The sequence below is a fragment of the Paramixta manurensis genome, from assembly GCF_013285385.1.
Lineage (GTDB): Bacteria > Pseudomonadota > Gammaproteobacteria > Enterobacterales > Enterobacteriaceae > Paramixta > Paramixta manurensis.
The window spans coordinates 2,194,257-2,209,307 of record NZ_CP054212.1 but is presented as its reverse complement, the minus strand read 5'-3'; the positions used below and the strand labels follow the sequence as shown (position 1 = coordinate 2,209,307).

The following is a 15,051-nucleotide window of genomic DNA, read 5'->3' as shown; positions in this document are numbered from 1 at the left end:
TAAAAGAGATGAGTAACAACACTATATTTCTGCTAAAAAGCGAGCCATTTCTCCACTCATCGTTGACGCCAATATTCAACTGTTATAAGAGATACAGGCTACTTAGTAGCACAGGAAATAATAAAATCACAGGTAGGTGGCAGTATGAAAAAAAGGATTATTTATTTTGTCTGTAACCCGAGCCCAATGCTTGGGTGTTCTCTAATGCTTAGTTCGGGTTATTTTAGCTGGCGAAAAGAGTGTAACTATATCAATGCATTACAACACACACTAAATAAGAAAAACCCCAACTGGACCGTAAAGAGAGATGATACCGAATCGGATATTGAATTGATCGAGAAAGCGGCTGATCTTATCGTCTGCGTTCCCGGATTAAAATATCGCTTCTATACGGGAGGTTTCAACAAAAGTAAAATTATTCACCTCACCGTTATGCAATATGCATCGCAAGATAGCGCCATCATCATCAGCAAAATAAAACAACTTTTCCCTTCTGATTAAAACAGTGACGGTTGTTCCGGGTCGGCGGGGAGATCGTTTTTCGCGGTGCGGTGCAGGCGCAGGTAGCGCTGGCGGCACAGGCGTAACACCTCGCGCTTTTGCGCATCGCTATATTTCATCCAATTAAAACGCTCATCACGGCTACGCAGGCAGCCACGGCAATAACCGCGCTCATCGGACTGACAGATACCCCGGCACGGACTGGGTACCGGGAAGAACTCAAGTTGTTCCGCCACCATCGCTCCTGTTTATCACACCGTCCCTCTATTGAAGACGTCTTACGCAGGTTGTGCAAGTTACTCGCGGGTTTCCGGCAACATCCGGCGAGACTATTTACCGTTGGTTACGCATCAGTAAACGTGCGCGCAAACTGCTGCGATTTCGTTGAATCAGCATTAAGGTTTCTCTAAGCTTTTCCTTTTATGCTGTGCATAATCTCTTCTGCTTATTGGTCATTATGCATTTTTCTCCAAAGTTACGTTGTAACGAAATAACGTTTAATTTCCTCTGCGCTGCATTTTTTACGCTCGCTTTTAACGGGTTATTTATCGCCGATGCCTGGAAGCTGACGCCACGCATCAATCTGCACGATACACTGTTTATCGCCTCAATCCCGCTGGTTCTTTTTGCAGCCTTCACGCTAATTTTTAATCTACTGGCACTGCCGTGGATACGCAAACCCCTGTTGATCATACTGGTGCTGGTGAGCGCCGCAGCCAACTACTTTATGTATAACTTTGGCACGGTCATCGATACCAATATGGTGCAAAACGTGTTTGAGACCGACCTGCAAGAGGCCTCTGCACTCCTTACCGGTAGCTATCTGATGTGGATGGCGTTGGCAGGCGTGCTGCCGGTGCTACTCATCGCATTTTGCAAGATTGAACAAAACCGCCCATGGTGGTTTAGCCTCGCCCTCCGCGCACTCTATAGCCTTGGCGCCCTGTTACTTATTCTTCTCGTTGCCGCGTTGTTTTATAAAGATTACGCCTCGATGATCCGCAATAATAAAGGGCTGGTGAAAATGATAACGCCAGTCAATATTGTCAGTGGCAGCGGTCACTACATCCACGACCGCTGGTTTCAGGGCGACCAAACACTGGTTCGCATCGGTCAGGACGCGAAAAAAGGCCCCATCATCCGCGCGGAGCATAAAAAAACGTTGGTCATTTTTGTGTTGGGCGAAACCGCCCGGGCAGAAAACTTTTCGCTTGGCGGTTATCAGCGGGAGACTAATCCGCAGTTGAAAAAACAGCAGGTGATCTACTATCAACATGCCACCTCTTGTGGCACAGAAACCGCCATTTCCGTGCCCTGCATGTTTTCCAATATGCCGCGTGTCCACTATAACGCCAACCTCGCACATCATCAGGAAGGCGCGCTTGATATTTTGGCCCATGCCGGCGTGAACGTGCTGTGGCGTGAAAATGATGGCGGGTGTAAAGGTGCCTGTGACCGCGTCCCACATACGGATATGACGCAATGGCGCTTGCCTGAATTTTGCGCTAAGGGCTACTGTCGCGATGGCGCGTTATTACAACGCCTGAATAACTATATTGAAGGCCTCCATGACGACAGCGTCATTGTCCTGCATCAAATGGGCAGCCACGGCCCGGCCTATTATCTTCGCTATCCGCCGGAAATGCGCCATTTCACGCCAACCTGCGACAGCAATCAGATCCAGGACTGCGACCATCAGGCACTCATCAACACCTACGATAATTCGCTGTTGTATACCGATGCGATGGTCAGCGATACCATCAATCTGTTGAAAGGCTGGAGCGGTAAATTTAATGTCGCGCTAATCTACCTTTCCGACCACGGTGAGTCGCTGGGCGAGCACGGCATGTATCTGCACGGTACGCCTTATGTGTTCGCGCCTGAGCAGCAAACGCACATTCCGTTGCTGATGTGGATGTCTCCTGACTATGCCTCAACCTTTGGCATCAACCAAAACTGTCTCCGTCAGCACGCGCAAGAGGATGCCGTCTCGCAGGATAACCTGTTCCATACCCTGCTTGGCATGTTCAATATTCAAACCAGCGAGTACCAACCGCAACTGGATATGAACAAAGCGTGCCAATCGACCTCTTCGGAGTTGCATTAGACCAACTGGTCTACTAGTCTGTGGCGCATGAATAAAGTTACTCGCAACGATACCTGTGAACATCTGCTTGCCACTGGCGAGCAGCTTTGTCTGCAACGCGGTTTTACCGGTATGGGGCTCAGCGAATTGCTCAGCCTTGCTGGCGTGCCGAAGGGATCGTTTTATCACTATTTCCGCTCAAAAGAGGCGTTCGGCGTTGCATTGCTGGAACGGTATTTCGCCTTGTCCAATCATGTGCTACGCGCCTGGTTTGCGGACGAAGAGAGTAACCCGCGCCAACGCATTCTCGACTATTATGCGCGCGCGGAGCGGACCTTTCGCGAGCATGGGCATATTGAAGGCTGCCTGGCGGTAAAACTGTCGGCTGAAGTGTGCGATCTCTCCGAAGAGATGCGTAATGCGATGAATAATGGCTCTGCGGCGGTGATCGAGATTTTGACCCATGCCTTGCAGCAGGCCAGCACCAAGAACGCATTACGCTTGGCGCGCTCGCCGGACGACATAGCAGAAACAATTTACCTGCTTTGGTTGGGCGCCAGCCTGCAAAGTAAAATGCGACGAGATAGCGGGCCACTGGCTAATGCGCTTGTCGAAATAGAACGTATGTTAACTATCGCGTGATTTTTAAAAAAAGCGCTTTCTAGACGACCGGTCTAATACAGGAGTCACTTATGGAATTAACCAAGCTGTTTTCCCCGCTCAAAACGGGTGCCATTACTGTTCCAAACCGTATTTTCATGGCTCCGCTGACGCGTCTGCGCAGTATCGAACCTGGCGATATCCCTACGCCATTGATGGGCGAATACTACCGCCAACGCGCCAGTGCCGGTTTAATCATTACTGAAGCTACGCAGATCTCTTTCCAGGCGAAAGGTTATGCTGGCGCTCCCGGCCTGCATACGGCGGAACAAATTGCCGCATGGAAATCGATCAATGCTGGTATCCACGAGGCAGGCGGCCACAGTTCGGTTCAACTGTGGCATACCGGTCGTATTTCCCACAGTAGCTTACAGCCCGGCCAGCAGGCGCCGGTCGCGCCCTCCGCCATCGCTGCCGGTACGCGTACCTCCCTGCGCGATGCGCAAGGCCATGCTATTCGTGAAGAGACATCAACACCGCGCGCGCTGGAGCTGGCAGAGATTAAGCAAATCGTGGGCGACTTCCGTCAATCGGCGATCAATGCACGTGAAGCGGATTTTGATCTGTTGGAGCTACACTCAGCGCACGGTTATCTGATTCATCAATTCCTTTCACCGGCCTCTAACCAGCGTACTGATCAATATGGCGGGAGCGTTGAAAACCGTACGCGCTTTGCGCTAGAAGTGGTTGATGCCGCAATTGACGGATGGAGCGCAGACCGTATTGGTATCCGTATTTCCCCATTAGGCCCATTCAATGGCCTCGACAATGGTGAAGACCAGGAAGCGGCAGCGCTGTACTACATCGGCGAGTTGGCGAAACGTAATCTGGCATACCTGCATATTTCTGAGCCGGACTGGGCTGGCGGTAAACCTTATAGCGAAGCATTCCGTAAGGCAATCCGCGCGGTTTATCCTGGCGTGATTGTTGGCGCTGGCGCGTATACTGCGGAAAAAGCGGAAGCACTGATTGAGCAAGGTTTAATTGATGCCGTCGCGTTTGGCCGTAGCTATATCGCGAACCCGGACCTGGTAGAGCGTTTACGCGCTAAGGCGGGGTTAAATGAGCCGAAACCGGATCTGTTCTACGGCGGTTCGGCGGAAGGTTACACCGATTACCCGACCTTATAAATCGCGACGAGTAATGTGTTGTTACGACCTAAGCCATAGGTGTTGAGAAATCAACGCTATACTTAGGTCGTTTTTTTCTGTCATCGGACGATGACATTCATAATCAGGAGAGTGTTATGCGCTTACTTCATACCATGCTGCGCGTTGGCGATTTACAGCGTTCTATCGACTTTTACACCCGTGTCCTTGGCATGCGTTTACTGCGCCAAAGCGAAAACACTGAGTATAAGTATACGCTAGCCTTCGTAGGCTATACCGATGAAAGCCAGGGCGCTGTCATTGAACTGACCTACAACTGGGGCGTCGACAAATACGATTTGGGCAGCGCCTATGGTCATATCGCACTTGGCGTTGATGACGTGGCGGCAACTTGTGAACGTATCCGTAACGATGGCGGTAACGTCACCCGTGAAGCCGGCCCGGTAAAAGGCGGTTCGACGATTATTGCTTTTGTTGAAGACCCGGATGGTTACAAAATCGAGCTGATTGAGAACGCACAGGCTGGCGGAGCCTTAGGTGATTAATTGATCGATGCGGGCGCCTTCAGGCGCCCGCTTGTTTTTCTGCGCGGCGTGCAAAGCGTTTAGCGCAAGCCCTGCAAAATCTGGTAAGCCGCCTTCACTCGCAACCGATTCGGATAATTTTTATTCGCCAACATCACAATACCGTTTTGCTCCTGCGGCACAAAGGCCACATACGCGCCAAAGCCATTGGTCGCGCCGGTTTTGTGAACCCATGATGCGGCAACCGCCGGTTGCGCCGGATTTAAGGCGGTTACGTTTTGTGGCGCTAATGCTACCTGATTATCGCTGCCCTTAATAACCACCTCCGGGTTCAGCGGCCAGTTATACATTTCCCAGCCCAATCCCTGGTACATCTCCCCTGCCTGATAATAACGAGACTGCGCCAGCGCAATCGCCTGCCTGACCTGGCGGTTCGTCACGCGTTCGGGCGTGATATTGGCCTGCATAAAACGCAACATATCGTGCGCGGTGGATTTGATTCCATATGCTTGTGCATCAAGCATTCCCGGCGAAACACGCACCGCTTGCCCATTCTTATATCCCCAGGCGTAATTCGTTCGCTCGACAGCAGGGATCGTAATAAAGGTGTGGGTAAGCTTTAACGGCTGGAAAACGTGCCGGGTCATAAAGTCTTCATATGATAAGGCGGTGTTTTTAATCGCCAGCGCGCCGAACAAGCCAATGCTGGCATTAGAATAATTACGTTTGGTGCCCGGCGTCCAACGCGGCTGCCACTGCTGATAATAATTAAACAGCGACTTCTCGTCGGTCACGTTATCCGGTAACTGCAATGGCAGGCCGCCCGCCGTATAGGTGGCTAATTGTAACATGGTGATCGCTTGCCACTGTTGACCGGTTAGCGCAGGCCAGTATTTCGCGACGGGATCATTCAGGTTAAGCCGACCGGTTTGTACCGCATAACCGCCGAGAATGCCGGTGAAGGTTTTACTTAATGAACCCAGTTCAAACAACGTATGCTCCGTTACCGGACGTCGGTGATTTAACTCCGCCAGGCCATAATTGAAATAGTAAGGTTTGCCATGATAAAGCACCGCAACCGCCATGCCAGGAATCGCCTGTTCTTTGAGCAGTGGCGTCAGTGTGCGGTTGACCAGCGCCGATATTTGTTGCTCTGACAATGCCTGCTGCCCGGCGCTGCAGAGTGGGGAGACGGCAAACGTCGCCAACAAAAGCGCATAAGGAAACCTTTTTTTCATGCGAAAACCTTCCTTTCGTAAAGATTATTTCAATTCAATAATAAACCGATTAACGGCAGTATGACTGCCCTTGTTTTTTCCCACTACTGCAAGCCACCTTAAAATTTGCCATAATGCGCGCTGCATTTTTCCACCAATGAGATCCTGATGTCTGAATCGAAACCATTAAACACCTTGTCTGAACGTTTCCGTGGGTTTTATCCGGTGGTGATTGATGTGGAAACGGCCGGTTTTAATGCCAAAACCGATGCCCTGCTGGAAATTGCCGCGATTACGCTAAAAATGGACGAAAACGGTTGGCTGCAGCAGGATGAAACATTGCATTTCCACGTTGAACCTTTTGAAGGCGCCCAGCTACAACCGGAGGCGCTGGCCTTTACCGGAATCGATCCACATAACCCGCTGCGCGGTGCAATCAGTGAATATGACGCGCTGCATGCCATTTTCAAAATGGTTCGCAAAGGAATTAAGGATCAAGGCTGTAACCGCGCGATTATCGTGGCACATAACGCGACGTTTGATCACAGTTTTATGACGGCAGCCGCGGAGCGTGCGGGCCTGAAGCGCAACCCTTTCCATCCGTTCGCAACGTTTGATACCGCCGCGCTAAGCGGTTTGGTTGTCGGCCAAACGGTGCTGGCAAAAGCCTGCAAAGCGGCAGGGATTCCTTTCGATAGTACGCAAGCGCATTCCGCTCTGTATGATACTGAGCAGACCGCATCGTTATTTTGTGAGTTAGTGAACCGCTGGAAACGCTTGGGAGGCTGGCCGCCGTTGGCGGTGGATGAAGAAGATGCCCCGGACGACGAGGCATCCCTCTAACCTGCACCAGGGCGGGTAAACACCCGCCTCTGTCACTTATTCTGCTTCTTTGTACTTCTCAGCCGTTTCTTTGATCAGTTGCTGAAGCTCACCGCGTTGATACATTTCAATCACGATATCACAGCCGCCGACCAGTTCACCATCCACCCACAATTGTGGAAAGGTTGGCCAGTTGGCATATTTTGGCAGTTCGGCGCGGATGTCCGGATTTTGTAAAATATCAACATACGCGAAGCGTTCGCCACAGGCAGACAACGCCTGAACCGTCTGAGCTGAGAAACCACAGCTTGGCAGCTTCGGCGAACCTTTCATGTACAGCAGGATCGGGTTTTCTGCGATCTGGCGCTGAATTTTTTCAACAGTACTCATATTTGACTTCCTTAATTGCTCACTTCGTGTCTATTTATTGTAGCGATTCTTAGTGGTCACTGAAAACGACATTTTATGCAGGGATAATGCCTTTCGCTCCATTATGCTAAATGTGACCGTAGAAATAACATTTTGATATCATTTCACCACATTAATTGATTAATAGTTAGCAATATTTGTGGTGAGATAAGCGCCTGATATTGTTCATTTGGCAGGCTTTTTGTCCTGAGTGAATGATTAATGGAAAAAGACCTTACCTTTTGCGAAAAAGTTAGATTAGAATTGGGTCCGGGCCTGCCTGACGGCAGGGTTGTCTCTTCTGGCCGCTCTCTGTTTTTTGAGGGCTTTACCTGTAACGGGATTATGCGTTTACTCATTACGCTCTTTTTGCTGGCATTTGCTCAGTTATTCTTCAATGTGGCGCAGGCTTCGCCGCAGGCCCCTATTAATGCCAATCATCATAAGATTGATAAGAAAAGCGCACGTGAAGATGAGCGTAAAAAACGGCGTCAGGTAAAAACCAGCACGAAAAAAAGTCGTTTGCCGATTGCCCAGAAACTTAAACTCAAGAAAAAACCTAAAGCAGAAATCGCCTCTCTCAAAGCGCCGGTAAAAAAACATACGGTAAAAACGGGCAAACGCTACGGGCATCAACGTGGTAAGTATCGCCATACGCTTTCGACCGCCGCCACCGAGCAAGGGCCGTTGAAAATGAGTAAAGTGCATCGCGAGCGTTATCAGAAAGCGCGTGAAACGGCGATGAATAAATTAATGGGGCAGTTAGGTAAGCCTTATCAATGGGGCGGGACTTCGCCGCATACCGGTTTCGATTGTAGCGGGCTGGTTTGGTACGCTTATAAAGACTTGGTTAAATTTAAGATCCCCCGCACCGCCAACGAGATGTATCACTTGCGTGATGCCGCGCCGGTACAGCGTCAATCGCTGGAAAAAGGGGATTTAGTGTTCTTCCGCATTAATAACCGCGGTGCCGCTGACCACGTTGGGGTTTATTTAGGTAATGGCAAATTTATTCAATCGCCGCGTACCGGAAAAGATATTCAGATAAGCCAGCTCACCGAAGACTATTGGCAACGGCACTATGTCGGCGCACGTCGGGTGATGACGCCAAAAACCATTCGCTAACGCCACCAGCATCAAAATAGCTTTTGACGCTGGTATGATTATGCGCCTGAGGTCATAACCCGTTTTCGGCAGCAACGCCCCTTCTCACTGGCTTCAATCAGAGCGCCGCTCGAACGACGGCACGGCATTACCATCGACGGTCATGCCGGAGAACGCCAACATTGGTGCCAAGGTGGCGTTGTTGTCGGCCGGGAAATTCAGCTTCGGCCTGGAGACCTTACTTAGCATACTCATCTGCTCAGCAGAGAGTGTCACATCAAGAGAATCCAGATTGGCTTTAAGCTGGTCAAGACGCCGTGCGCCAATCAGAGTAGAACTAACGCCTGATTGTGATCGGACCCAAGCCAAAGCCACCGACGCAGGGCTGGCGCCAAGTTGCGAGGCAACCTCCACCACGGTTTCAATAATGTCGTAATCCGCCTCACCAGGCACGCCAACCAGATTGGTACGTTTGGTATCAACATTCTCTGCGTTGCCACGTCTAAACTTTCCGCTCAGGAAACCGCTTTTCAGGGGCGACCAAGGCATGATCCCCATCCCCATCGCTTGTGCCATCGGGAACAATTCACCCTCGCTTGTTCGCTCTAGCAGCGAATACTCAAGCTGGAGCGCAATAATCGGCGCCCATCCCCGAAATTGAGCAAACATCTGCGCTTCGGCCGTTTTCCAGGCGGGAATGTCTGAGAAGCCGACATAACGAATTTTACCGGCGGTAACCAGATCGTCGAGACCGCGTAGTGTCTCCTCAATGGGCGCGGTTCGATCCCAGTTGTGCAACCAATAGATATCGATATAGTCGCACTGGAGCCGTTTCAAAGAGGCTTCGCATTGTTGGATAAGCGCTTTGCGCCCCGCCCCGCCGCCGTTCGGATCGCCCGGGTGCAGGTTGCAATAGAACTTAGTGCTAAGTACCAACGCATCGCGCCGAACGCGATTTTGGGTAAGGTAATCTCCGATAATTTGCTCAGAATGACCGGCAGTATAAATATTGGCGGTATCCACGAAGTTTCCTCCACGCGCCAGATATTCATCAAGCATAGCGAACGACTCTTCGGGGCTGGCTCCCCAGCCGAAGTCTTCACCGAACGTCATGGTTCCCAGACAATATGGGCTAACGCGCAATCCGGAACGTCCAAGTGTGACAAAGTGATTGAGAGGCATTGATTGCTCCTGTTCAGGTTAGAGAATGCAGCCAATGAGCTGCCGGTAAGTCGAGGGCGAGTGATCGCTTCCAACCGGAACAGACAGGGTATGTCGTCCTTAATCAGCGAAGAAGGCGTGTGCGTTCATTTCTTATGCGTGATAGTTCAAAGATGCCTGCAGCGAGGGGCGTGTCGGCACATAAAAAAACTGCACCTTACTTTGTTGGATGCCCAACATTTGGCGTGCAGCTCATCAATGATTTTTTATTTTCGCCAGCTTAGTGCATAACCGCCGTCAGGCTAAAAGCCACAATCACCAGTAAAGCAGCGACGGTTGTAAACAATGAAAACTTTAGATCGGTTGACATGTTTCGCTCCTGAAAGACCTTACAAAGGGTAATTGAATAGATTTTCGCACAGTTGCCGGTAAAAATCTCGTCTTATGCTCACAGCCTTGATAGAATTTCGTTTTTCCGTTGCGCAACAACCGTCGCATTCGGTTGTTGGCTGCCTGTTCCCGGTGTTCCACCTTCCTGATATGACTCAGAAAGCCACCCTAAAACATGAATAACGCCGGGTCGAAAAGCTAAATTGACGCAAACGATTAACATTCAGTTTATCAGCCAGTTGCGATAAACCAGGAGTACCATTTTAATGGCAACAATTAAAGATGTGGCGAAACGCGCCGGGGTTTCGACCACCACCGTTTCACATGTCATCAATAAAACCCGTTTCGTAGCCGAAGAGACGCGGGAAGCGGTGCAGGATGCGATTAAAGCGCTGCACTATTCGCCGAGCGCGGTCGCACGCAGCCTTAAGGTTAATCACACTAAGTCGATCGGCCTGTTGGCCACCTCAAGCGAAGCGCCCTATTTTGCCGAAATTATTGAGGCGGTCGAAAACCGCTGTTTTGAGCGTGGCTACACTCTCATCCTTGGCAATGCGCATAACGATTTGCAAAAACAGCAGGCCTACCTGTCAATGATGGCGCAAAAACGCGTCGACGGGTTGCTGGTAATGTGTTCGGAATATCCGAACGATTTATTAAAAATGCTGGAAGAAAACCGTTCTATTCCGATGGTGGTGATGGATTGGGGCGAATCACGCGGCGACTTTACCGATACGGTGCTGGATAACGCTTTTGAAGGCGGCTATTTGGCAGGTCGCTATCTTATTGAGCGTGGTCACCGTGATATTGGGGCGATTCCCGGCCAGATGGAGCGAAATACCGGCGGCGGTCGTCACGCCGGCTTTCTGAAAGCATTGGCTGAAGAGAATATCCCGGTGCGCAACGAATGGATTGTTCAGGGCGATTTTGAGCCAGAATCAGGCTACCAAGCTATGCAACAGATTCTCTCGCAAAAACAGCGGCCTACAGCTGTATTTTGCGGCGGCGATATTATGGCGATGGGCGCGATTTGCGCCGCCGATGAACTGGGGTTACGCGTCCCACAGGATATTTCGGTGATCGGGTATGACAACGTGCGCAACGCGCGTTATTTCGCGCCAGCATTGACCACCGTACACCAGCCTAAAGAGCAGTTAGGCGAAACCGCTTTCGATATGCTGCTTGACCGTATTATCAACAAACGCGAAGAGCCGCAAACTATTGAAGTTCATCCCCATCTGGTCGAGCGCCGCTCGGTTGCCGATGGCCCGTTCCTTGATTACCGGCGGTAACGCTTAATGCTGCGGGCAGCGCCGCTGTCCGCAACACGACGCGATGGGCGTTAGGTTCCCTTCTCTTCACGTAACCACTCCTCATTCAACGTCTCTCCGGTGCCAAGATAGCTCAATAACCATGTCAGCGCCGGAGACGTATCCTGCTCGATCCAACTCACGCAGCAGGGGCTGTCGGGAAAACGTGTCGCCAGATTTAGCTCATGCAAATGCCCCGCGGCTAACCACGGCGCGGCGAAGTGCCCGGGCACCATCCCGACGCAAAGCCCGGCCTGTAAGCAATCGAACCCGGTTTCCCAATCCGGTACCACCAGACGCCGCTGATTGTCCAACGTCCAAGTGGTTCGTCGCGGTAAGGCGCGTGAGGTGTCCTCCAGTACCAGTGATGGCCAGGCGCGAATGACTTCATCATCCAGCACATCGCGATAGCTGGCTAATGGGTGTGTGGCGCTTACCACGCAACGCCAGTTCAGGGTGCCCATGTCGCGGAAGGCGAAACGGCCACCGACCGGAATGGCCTGAGTTGCCCCAATAGCCACTTCAACTCGCCCATCTGCCAGCGCATCCCAAACCCCATTAAAGACTTCCGGTGAAACCAGCAGTTCCATATCCGGGAAGTGGCGGTAAAAATCCAACACCAGTTGACGCGTTCGCTGTGGTTTTACAATCCTATCGACCGCAATGCTCAACTGACCTCGCCAGCCATTAGCTACCTGCTGACACTGACGCCGCGTGGCAAGCATTTTTTTGATAACACCACGGCTTTCGCGAATAAATAGCGCGCCGGCATCGGTCAGAACCACATCGCGATGCCGCCGCTCAAACAAGCTTACCGCCAACCACTCCTCCAGTTGCCGTACCGTATAACTGACGGCGGAGGGAACGCGATGAAGCTCATTTGCCGCTGCGGTAAAACTGCCAGTACGCGCAACGGCATCAAGTACTTCGAGAGAATATTCAGACCACATTTTTTGCCTGCAATTTTTTTGATAGCAATGTGCAAATATTAGCGTTTCACAAGCACTCTTGCACCCCTTTACACTCTGCGGCGTTAAAATCACCTGTAATAATAAAAGAGTTGTTTAATGATGAGATCGAAAGGATTTTTGTTGTACCTCGCCCTACTGAGCATGTTGGGCTTTCTCGCCACCGATATGTATCTCCCCGCTTTCGGCGCGATGCAGCAGGACTTGCAAACGCACCCCGGTACGATTAGCGCCAGTCTGAGCATCTTCCTGGCCGGTTTCGCCTGTGCGCAACTCATCTGGGGGCCGGTTTCCGATCGCATTGGCCGCAAACCCGTTCTGCTCGCCGGGTTAAGTCTGTTTATTGTTGGTTGTGCAGGCATGTTGTGGGTGACAGACGCCACATTGCTGCTGGCGCTACGTTTTATCCAGGCGGTCGGGGTCTGTTCGGCGGCGGTAAGTTGGCAAGCGCTGGTGGTTGATCGCTATGCCGGGCCACAAGCCAATCGCGTCTTCGCGACCATTATGCCGCTGGTGGCGCTTTCTCCCGCGCTGGCGCCGCTGCTAGGCGCCTGGCTGCTAAACCATTTCTCATGGCGTAGCATTTTCCTGGTTTTATTATTGACCGCACTGGCTTTGCTGTTAGCGACACTTTCGCTGAAAAACACCCGCCAGCCGGTCGATGAATCACAGAAAAAAGCCAGCGTGCTTTCTCTGCTGGCCTCACGCGTATATAGCGGAAACGTGTTGATCTATGCGGCCTGCTCCGCCAGCTTTTTCGCCTGGCTCACCGGTTCGCCGTTTATTCTTGCCGACTTGGGTCTCACCCCAGGAGATATCGGCTTGAGCTATGTGCCACAAACCATCGCGTTTCTGATTGGCGGGTTCGGTTGCCGTACGGCGCTAAACCATCTGCAGAGTAAAAGCTTACTGCCGTGGCTACTCGCCCTCTATACTCTGAGCGTCGCGAGCATTTTTACCGTTGCGGTTACCGGCCATGTCACGTTAGTGGGGTTGTTGATACCTTTCTGCGGCATGGCAATGGCTAATGGCGCTCTGTATCCGATTGTGGTTGCCAACGCGCTGCTGCCCTTCCCGCAAGACACCGGCAAAGCGGCAGCGTTACAGAATATGCTGCAGTTGGGGCTCTGTTTTCTCGCCAGTCTGGCGGTCTCATCACTGATTGAACATACTCTGCTGACGACCACCAGCGTAATGTTATCAACTATCGGGTTGGCATTACTCGGTTTTGCACTACAATTTCAACGTCAGAACGAGGCGCAGAGGCCGGTATCGACTGTCTGTCGGGCAACCAATAACTGATTGAAATTATTTACTTAGCACCCTAACAATAATCCATTGAATATTGTCTGGCGTGAGCATATACTCATGTTCAGGCAATATTTTATAACAAATGATCAACTTTTTTTGATTGGGCTGACAGGGTTGTCGCAGCGTTATCCAGCGTGGCTTTCGTTCCGCTTCTCTGCAGTTTTTTTCGTTCAATTTCAATCCTCTGTTAAACGTCGGATATCAGGCCGCACGGATTTTCCGTGAGTTCTCGCACAACCCTGTAGAAATTGTCTATTCTATTTCTCAGGTTCAGATCACACAGGTGATGGAGAAGCTATGAGTTCATCGTGTATAGAAGAAGTGAGCCTTGAAGAAAATCACTGGTATCGTATCGTCCATGAAATGCTTAACATGGCCGATATTGAAATCAATGGTACACGCCCCTGGGATATTCAGGTCAAAAATCCTGATTTTTTTAAACGCGTGTTGCAGGAAGGATCGCTAGGGCTAGGCGAAAGTTATATGGATGGCTGGTGGGAATGTGAACGGCTGGATATGTTTTTTCACCGAGTGTTAAAACATAAACTGGATGAGAAACTCCCCCACCATTTTAAAGATACGCTGCGTATTGCCGCTGCCCGACTGACTAATTTGCAATCGAAAAAGCGGGCATGGATTGTGGGTAAAGAACATTACGATTTAGGTAATGATCTTTTTTCACTGATGCTAGATACGCATATGCAATATTCTTGCGCCTACTGGAAAGAAGCCGATAATCTCCAGGCGGCCCAAGACGCCAAACTAAAAATGATTTGCGACAAGCTCAAACTCGAACCCGGCATGTCATTGCTGGATATCGGTTGCGGCTGGGGTGGATTGGCTGAATATGCCGCACGGAATTATGGCGTCAGTGTAACTGGCGTAACCATTTCCGCAGAACAACAGAAGATGGCGCAAAAGCGCTGTGAAGGTCTGGATGTTTCTATTCTATTGCAGGATTACCGCGATCTTAATCTGCAGTTTGACCGAATTGTTTCCGTCGGAATGTTTGAACACGTTGGGCCTAAAAATTATGCCACCTATTTCGACGTTGCCGATCGCAATTTAAAACCGGACGGTATTTTCCTGCTGCATACTATCGGTGCAATTAAAACCGATATGAATGTCGATCCGTGGATTAATAAATATATTTTCCCGAATGGATGTCTGCCCTCAGTGCGCCATATCGCAGAAGCCAGCGAGTCGCATTTTGTCATGGAGGATTGGCACAATTTCGGCGCCGACTATGACACTACGTTAATGGCGTGGTACGAACGTTTTCTGGTGGCATGGCCGCAATTGGCCGAGAAGTATGGCGAACGTTTTAAACGGATGTTTAGTTATTATCTGAACTCCTGCGCCGGTGCCTTCCGCGCCCGCGACATCCAACTCTGGCAAGTCGTATTTAGCCGCGGTGTGGAAGGCGGCCTACGCGTCCCACATTGACTTGCACGAAGACCGACAAGGGCTGCTACCTTGG

General features: G+C 50.8%; 16 protein-coding genes. 10 read left to right on the top strand and 6 right to left on the bottom strand.

Features of this window, described 5'->3' with window-relative positions; genetic code table 11:
• Nucleotides 1–144: 144 nt before the first annotated feature.
• Nucleotides 145–501, top strand: a complete 357-nt coding sequence (locus PMPD1_RS10745) for a hypothetical protein (protein ID WP_173634027.1) — start codon at nt 145–147, stop codon at nt 499–501.
• Here the strand turns inward: PMPD1_RS10745 and PMPD1_RS10740 are convergent.
• Nucleotides 498–737, bottom strand: a complete 240-nt coding sequence (locus PMPD1_RS10740) for a DUF1289 domain-containing protein (RefSeq protein WP_173636188.1) — start codon at nt 735–737, stop codon at nt 498–500. The genes PMPD1_RS10745 and PMPD1_RS10740 overlap by 4 nt on opposite strands.
• Before the next feature lie 221 nt (nt 738–958).
• Here PMPD1_RS10740 and eptA point away from each other — a divergent pair, with 221 nt between their 5' ends.
• From eptA to gloA, 4 genes are all read left to right on the top strand, one after another.
• Entirely contained in the window at nt 959–2,608 is a 1,650-nt protein-coding gene (gene eptA, locus PMPD1_RS10735) for a phosphoethanolamine transferase EptA (RefSeq protein WP_173634026.1), read from the top strand.
• Between the two features lie 27 nt (nt 2,609–2,635).
• Nucleotides 2,636–3,229, top strand: coding sequence for a TetR/AcrR family transcriptional regulator (locus tag PMPD1_RS10730; RefSeq protein ID WP_173634025.1), 594 nt, complete (start codon nt 2,636–2,638; stop codon nt 3,227–3,229).
• A gap of 50 nt (nt 3,230–3,279) precedes the next feature.
• Nucleotides 3,280–4,377 (top strand): alkene reductase, encoded by a 1,098-nt coding sequence (locus PMPD1_RS10725; protein WP_173634024.1) that lies wholly within the window; start codon nt 3,280–3,282, stop codon nt 4,375–4,377.
• Between the two features lie 116 nt (nt 4,378–4,493).
• On the top strand, nt 4,494–4,901 hold the full coding sequence (gloA, locus tag PMPD1_RS10720; RefSeq protein ID WP_173634023.1) for a lactoylglutathione lyase: 408 nt from the start codon (nt 4,494–4,496) through the stop codon (nt 4,899–4,901).
• Between the two features lie 59 nt (nt 4,902–4,960).
• Here gloA and ampC read toward each other — a convergent pair whose 3' ends face one another.
• Nucleotides 4,961–6,118, bottom strand: a complete 1,158-nt coding sequence (gene ampC, locus PMPD1_RS10715; protein WP_173634022.1) for a class C beta-lactamase — start codon at nt 6,116–6,118, stop codon at nt 4,961–4,963.
• Between the two features lie 147 nt (nt 6,119–6,265).
• Here ampC and rnt point away from each other — a divergent pair, with 147 nt between their 5' ends.
• Complete coding sequence (gene rnt, locus PMPD1_RS10710; protein WP_173634021.1) at nt 6,266–6,940, top strand: ribonuclease T; 675 nt, start codon at nt 6,266–6,268, stop codon at nt 6,938–6,940.
• A 36-nt stretch (nt 6,941–6,976) separates the two neighbouring features.
• On the opposite strand, the gene PMPD1_RS10705 is transcribed toward rnt, so the two are convergent.
• Nucleotides 6,977–7,309: a Grx4 family monothiol glutaredoxin gene (locus PMPD1_RS10705; RefSeq protein WP_173634020.1), complete on the bottom strand. Its 333-nt coding sequence runs from the start codon at nt 7,307–7,309 to the stop codon at nt 6,977–6,979.
• A 363-nt stretch (nt 7,310–7,672) separates the two neighbouring features.
• On the opposite strand from PMPD1_RS10705, the gene PMPD1_RS10700 reads away from it, so the two are divergent.
• Nucleotides 7,673–8,452: a C40 family peptidase gene (locus PMPD1_RS10700; RefSeq protein ID WP_173636187.1), complete on the top strand. Its 780-nt coding sequence runs from the start codon at nt 7,673–7,675 to the stop codon at nt 8,450–8,452.
• 93 nt (nt 8,453–8,545) lie between these two features.
• Here the strand turns inward: PMPD1_RS10700 and PMPD1_RS10695 are convergent, their stop codons facing one another.
• Complete coding sequence (locus PMPD1_RS10695) at nt 8,546–9,613, bottom strand: aldo/keto reductase (protein WP_173634019.1); 1,068 nt, start codon at nt 9,611–9,613, stop codon at nt 8,546–8,548.
• A gap of 259 nt (nt 9,614–9,872) precedes the next feature.
• On the bottom strand, nt 9,873–9,962 hold the full coding sequence (gene cydH / locus PMPD1_RS10690) for a cytochrome bd-I oxidase subunit CydH (RefSeq protein ID WP_173634018.1): 90 nt from the start codon (nt 9,960–9,962) through the stop codon (nt 9,873–9,875).
• Nucleotides 9,963–10,248: 286 nt separating this feature from the next.
• On the opposite strand from cydH, the gene purR reads away from it, so the two are divergent.
• Complete coding sequence (purR, locus tag PMPD1_RS10685) at nt 10,249–11,274, top strand: HTH-type transcriptional repressor PurR (RefSeq protein WP_173634017.1); 1,026 nt, start codon at nt 10,249–10,251, stop codon at nt 11,272–11,274.
• A gap of 50 nt (nt 11,275–11,324) precedes the next feature.
• Here the strand turns inward: purR and punR are convergent, their stop codons facing one another.
• Nucleotides 11,325–12,242, bottom strand: a complete 918-nt coding sequence (gene punR, locus PMPD1_RS10680; RefSeq protein ID WP_173634016.1) for a DNA-binding transcriptional activator PunR — start codon at nt 12,240–12,242, stop codon at nt 11,325–11,327.
• Between the two features lie 117 nt (nt 12,243–12,359).
• Between punR and punC the strand changes: the two genes are divergently transcribed.
• Nucleotides 12,360–13,562, top strand: a complete 1,203-nt coding sequence (gene punC, locus PMPD1_RS10675) for a purine nucleoside transporter PunC (RefSeq protein WP_173634015.1) — start codon at nt 12,360–12,362, stop codon at nt 13,560–13,562.
• A gap of 306 nt (nt 13,563–13,868) precedes the next feature.
• Nucleotides 13,869–15,017, top strand: a complete 1,149-nt coding sequence (gene cfa, locus PMPD1_RS10670) for a cyclopropane fatty acyl phospholipid synthase (protein WP_173634014.1) — start codon at nt 13,869–13,871, stop codon at nt 15,015–15,017.
• Nucleotides 15,018–15,051 lie beyond the last annotated feature (34 nt).

What these genes read in the sequence shown, in the direction of transcription:
- PMPD1_RS10745 (WP_173634027.1), top strand. Translation starts at nt 145, where the DNA reads ATGAAAAAAAGGATTATTTATTTTGTCTGTAACCCGAGCCCAATGCTT.
- eptA (WP_173634026.1), top strand. Translation starts at nt 959, where the DNA reads ATGCATTTTTCTCCAAAGTTACGTTGTAACGAAATAACGTTTAATTTC.
- PMPD1_RS10730 (WP_173634025.1), top strand. Translation starts at nt 2,636, where the DNA reads ATGAATAAAGTTACTCGCAACGATACCTGTGAACATCTGCTTGCCACT.
- PMPD1_RS10725 (WP_173634024.1), top strand. Translation starts at nt 3,280, where the DNA reads ATGGAATTAACCAAGCTGTTTTCCCCGCTCAAAACGGGTGCCATTACT.
- gloA (WP_173634023.1), top strand. Translation starts at nt 4,494, where the DNA reads ATGCGCTTACTTCATACCATGCTGCGCGTTGGCGATTTACAGCGTTCT.
- ampC (WP_173634022.1), bottom strand. Translation starts at nt 6,118, where the DNA reads ATGAAAAAAAGGTTTCCTTATGCGCTTTTGTTGGCGACGTTTGCCGTC.
- rnt (WP_173634021.1), top strand. Translation starts at nt 6,266, where the DNA reads ATGTCTGAATCGAAACCATTAAACACCTTGTCTGAACGTTTCCGTGGG.
- PMPD1_RS10705 (WP_173634020.1), bottom strand. Translation starts at nt 7,309, where the DNA reads ATGAGTACTGTTGAAAAAATTCAGCGCCAGATCGCAGAAAACCCGATC.
- PMPD1_RS10700 (WP_173636187.1), top strand. Translation starts at nt 7,673, where the DNA reads ATGCGTTTACTCATTACGCTCTTTTTGCTGGCATTTGCTCAGTTATTC.
- PMPD1_RS10695 (WP_173634019.1), bottom strand. Translation starts at nt 9,613, where the DNA reads ATGCCTCTCAATCACTTTGTCACACTTGGACGTTCCGGATTGCGCGTT.
- cydH (WP_173634018.1), bottom strand. Translation starts at nt 9,962, where the DNA reads ATGTCAACCGATCTAAAGTTTTCATTGTTTACAACCGTCGCTGCTTTA.
- purR (WP_173634017.1), top strand. Translation starts at nt 10,249, where the DNA reads ATGGCAACAATTAAAGATGTGGCGAAACGCGCCGGGGTTTCGACCACC.
- punR (WP_173634016.1), bottom strand. Translation starts at nt 12,242, where the DNA reads ATGTGGTCTGAATATTCTCTCGAAGTACTTGATGCCGTTGCGCGTACT.
- punC (WP_173634015.1), top strand. Translation starts at nt 12,360, where the DNA reads ATGATGAGATCGAAAGGATTTTTGTTGTACCTCGCCCTACTGAGCATG.
- cfa (WP_173634014.1), top strand. Translation starts at nt 13,869, where the DNA reads ATGAGTTCATCGTGTATAGAAGAAGTGAGCCTTGAAGAAAATCACTGG.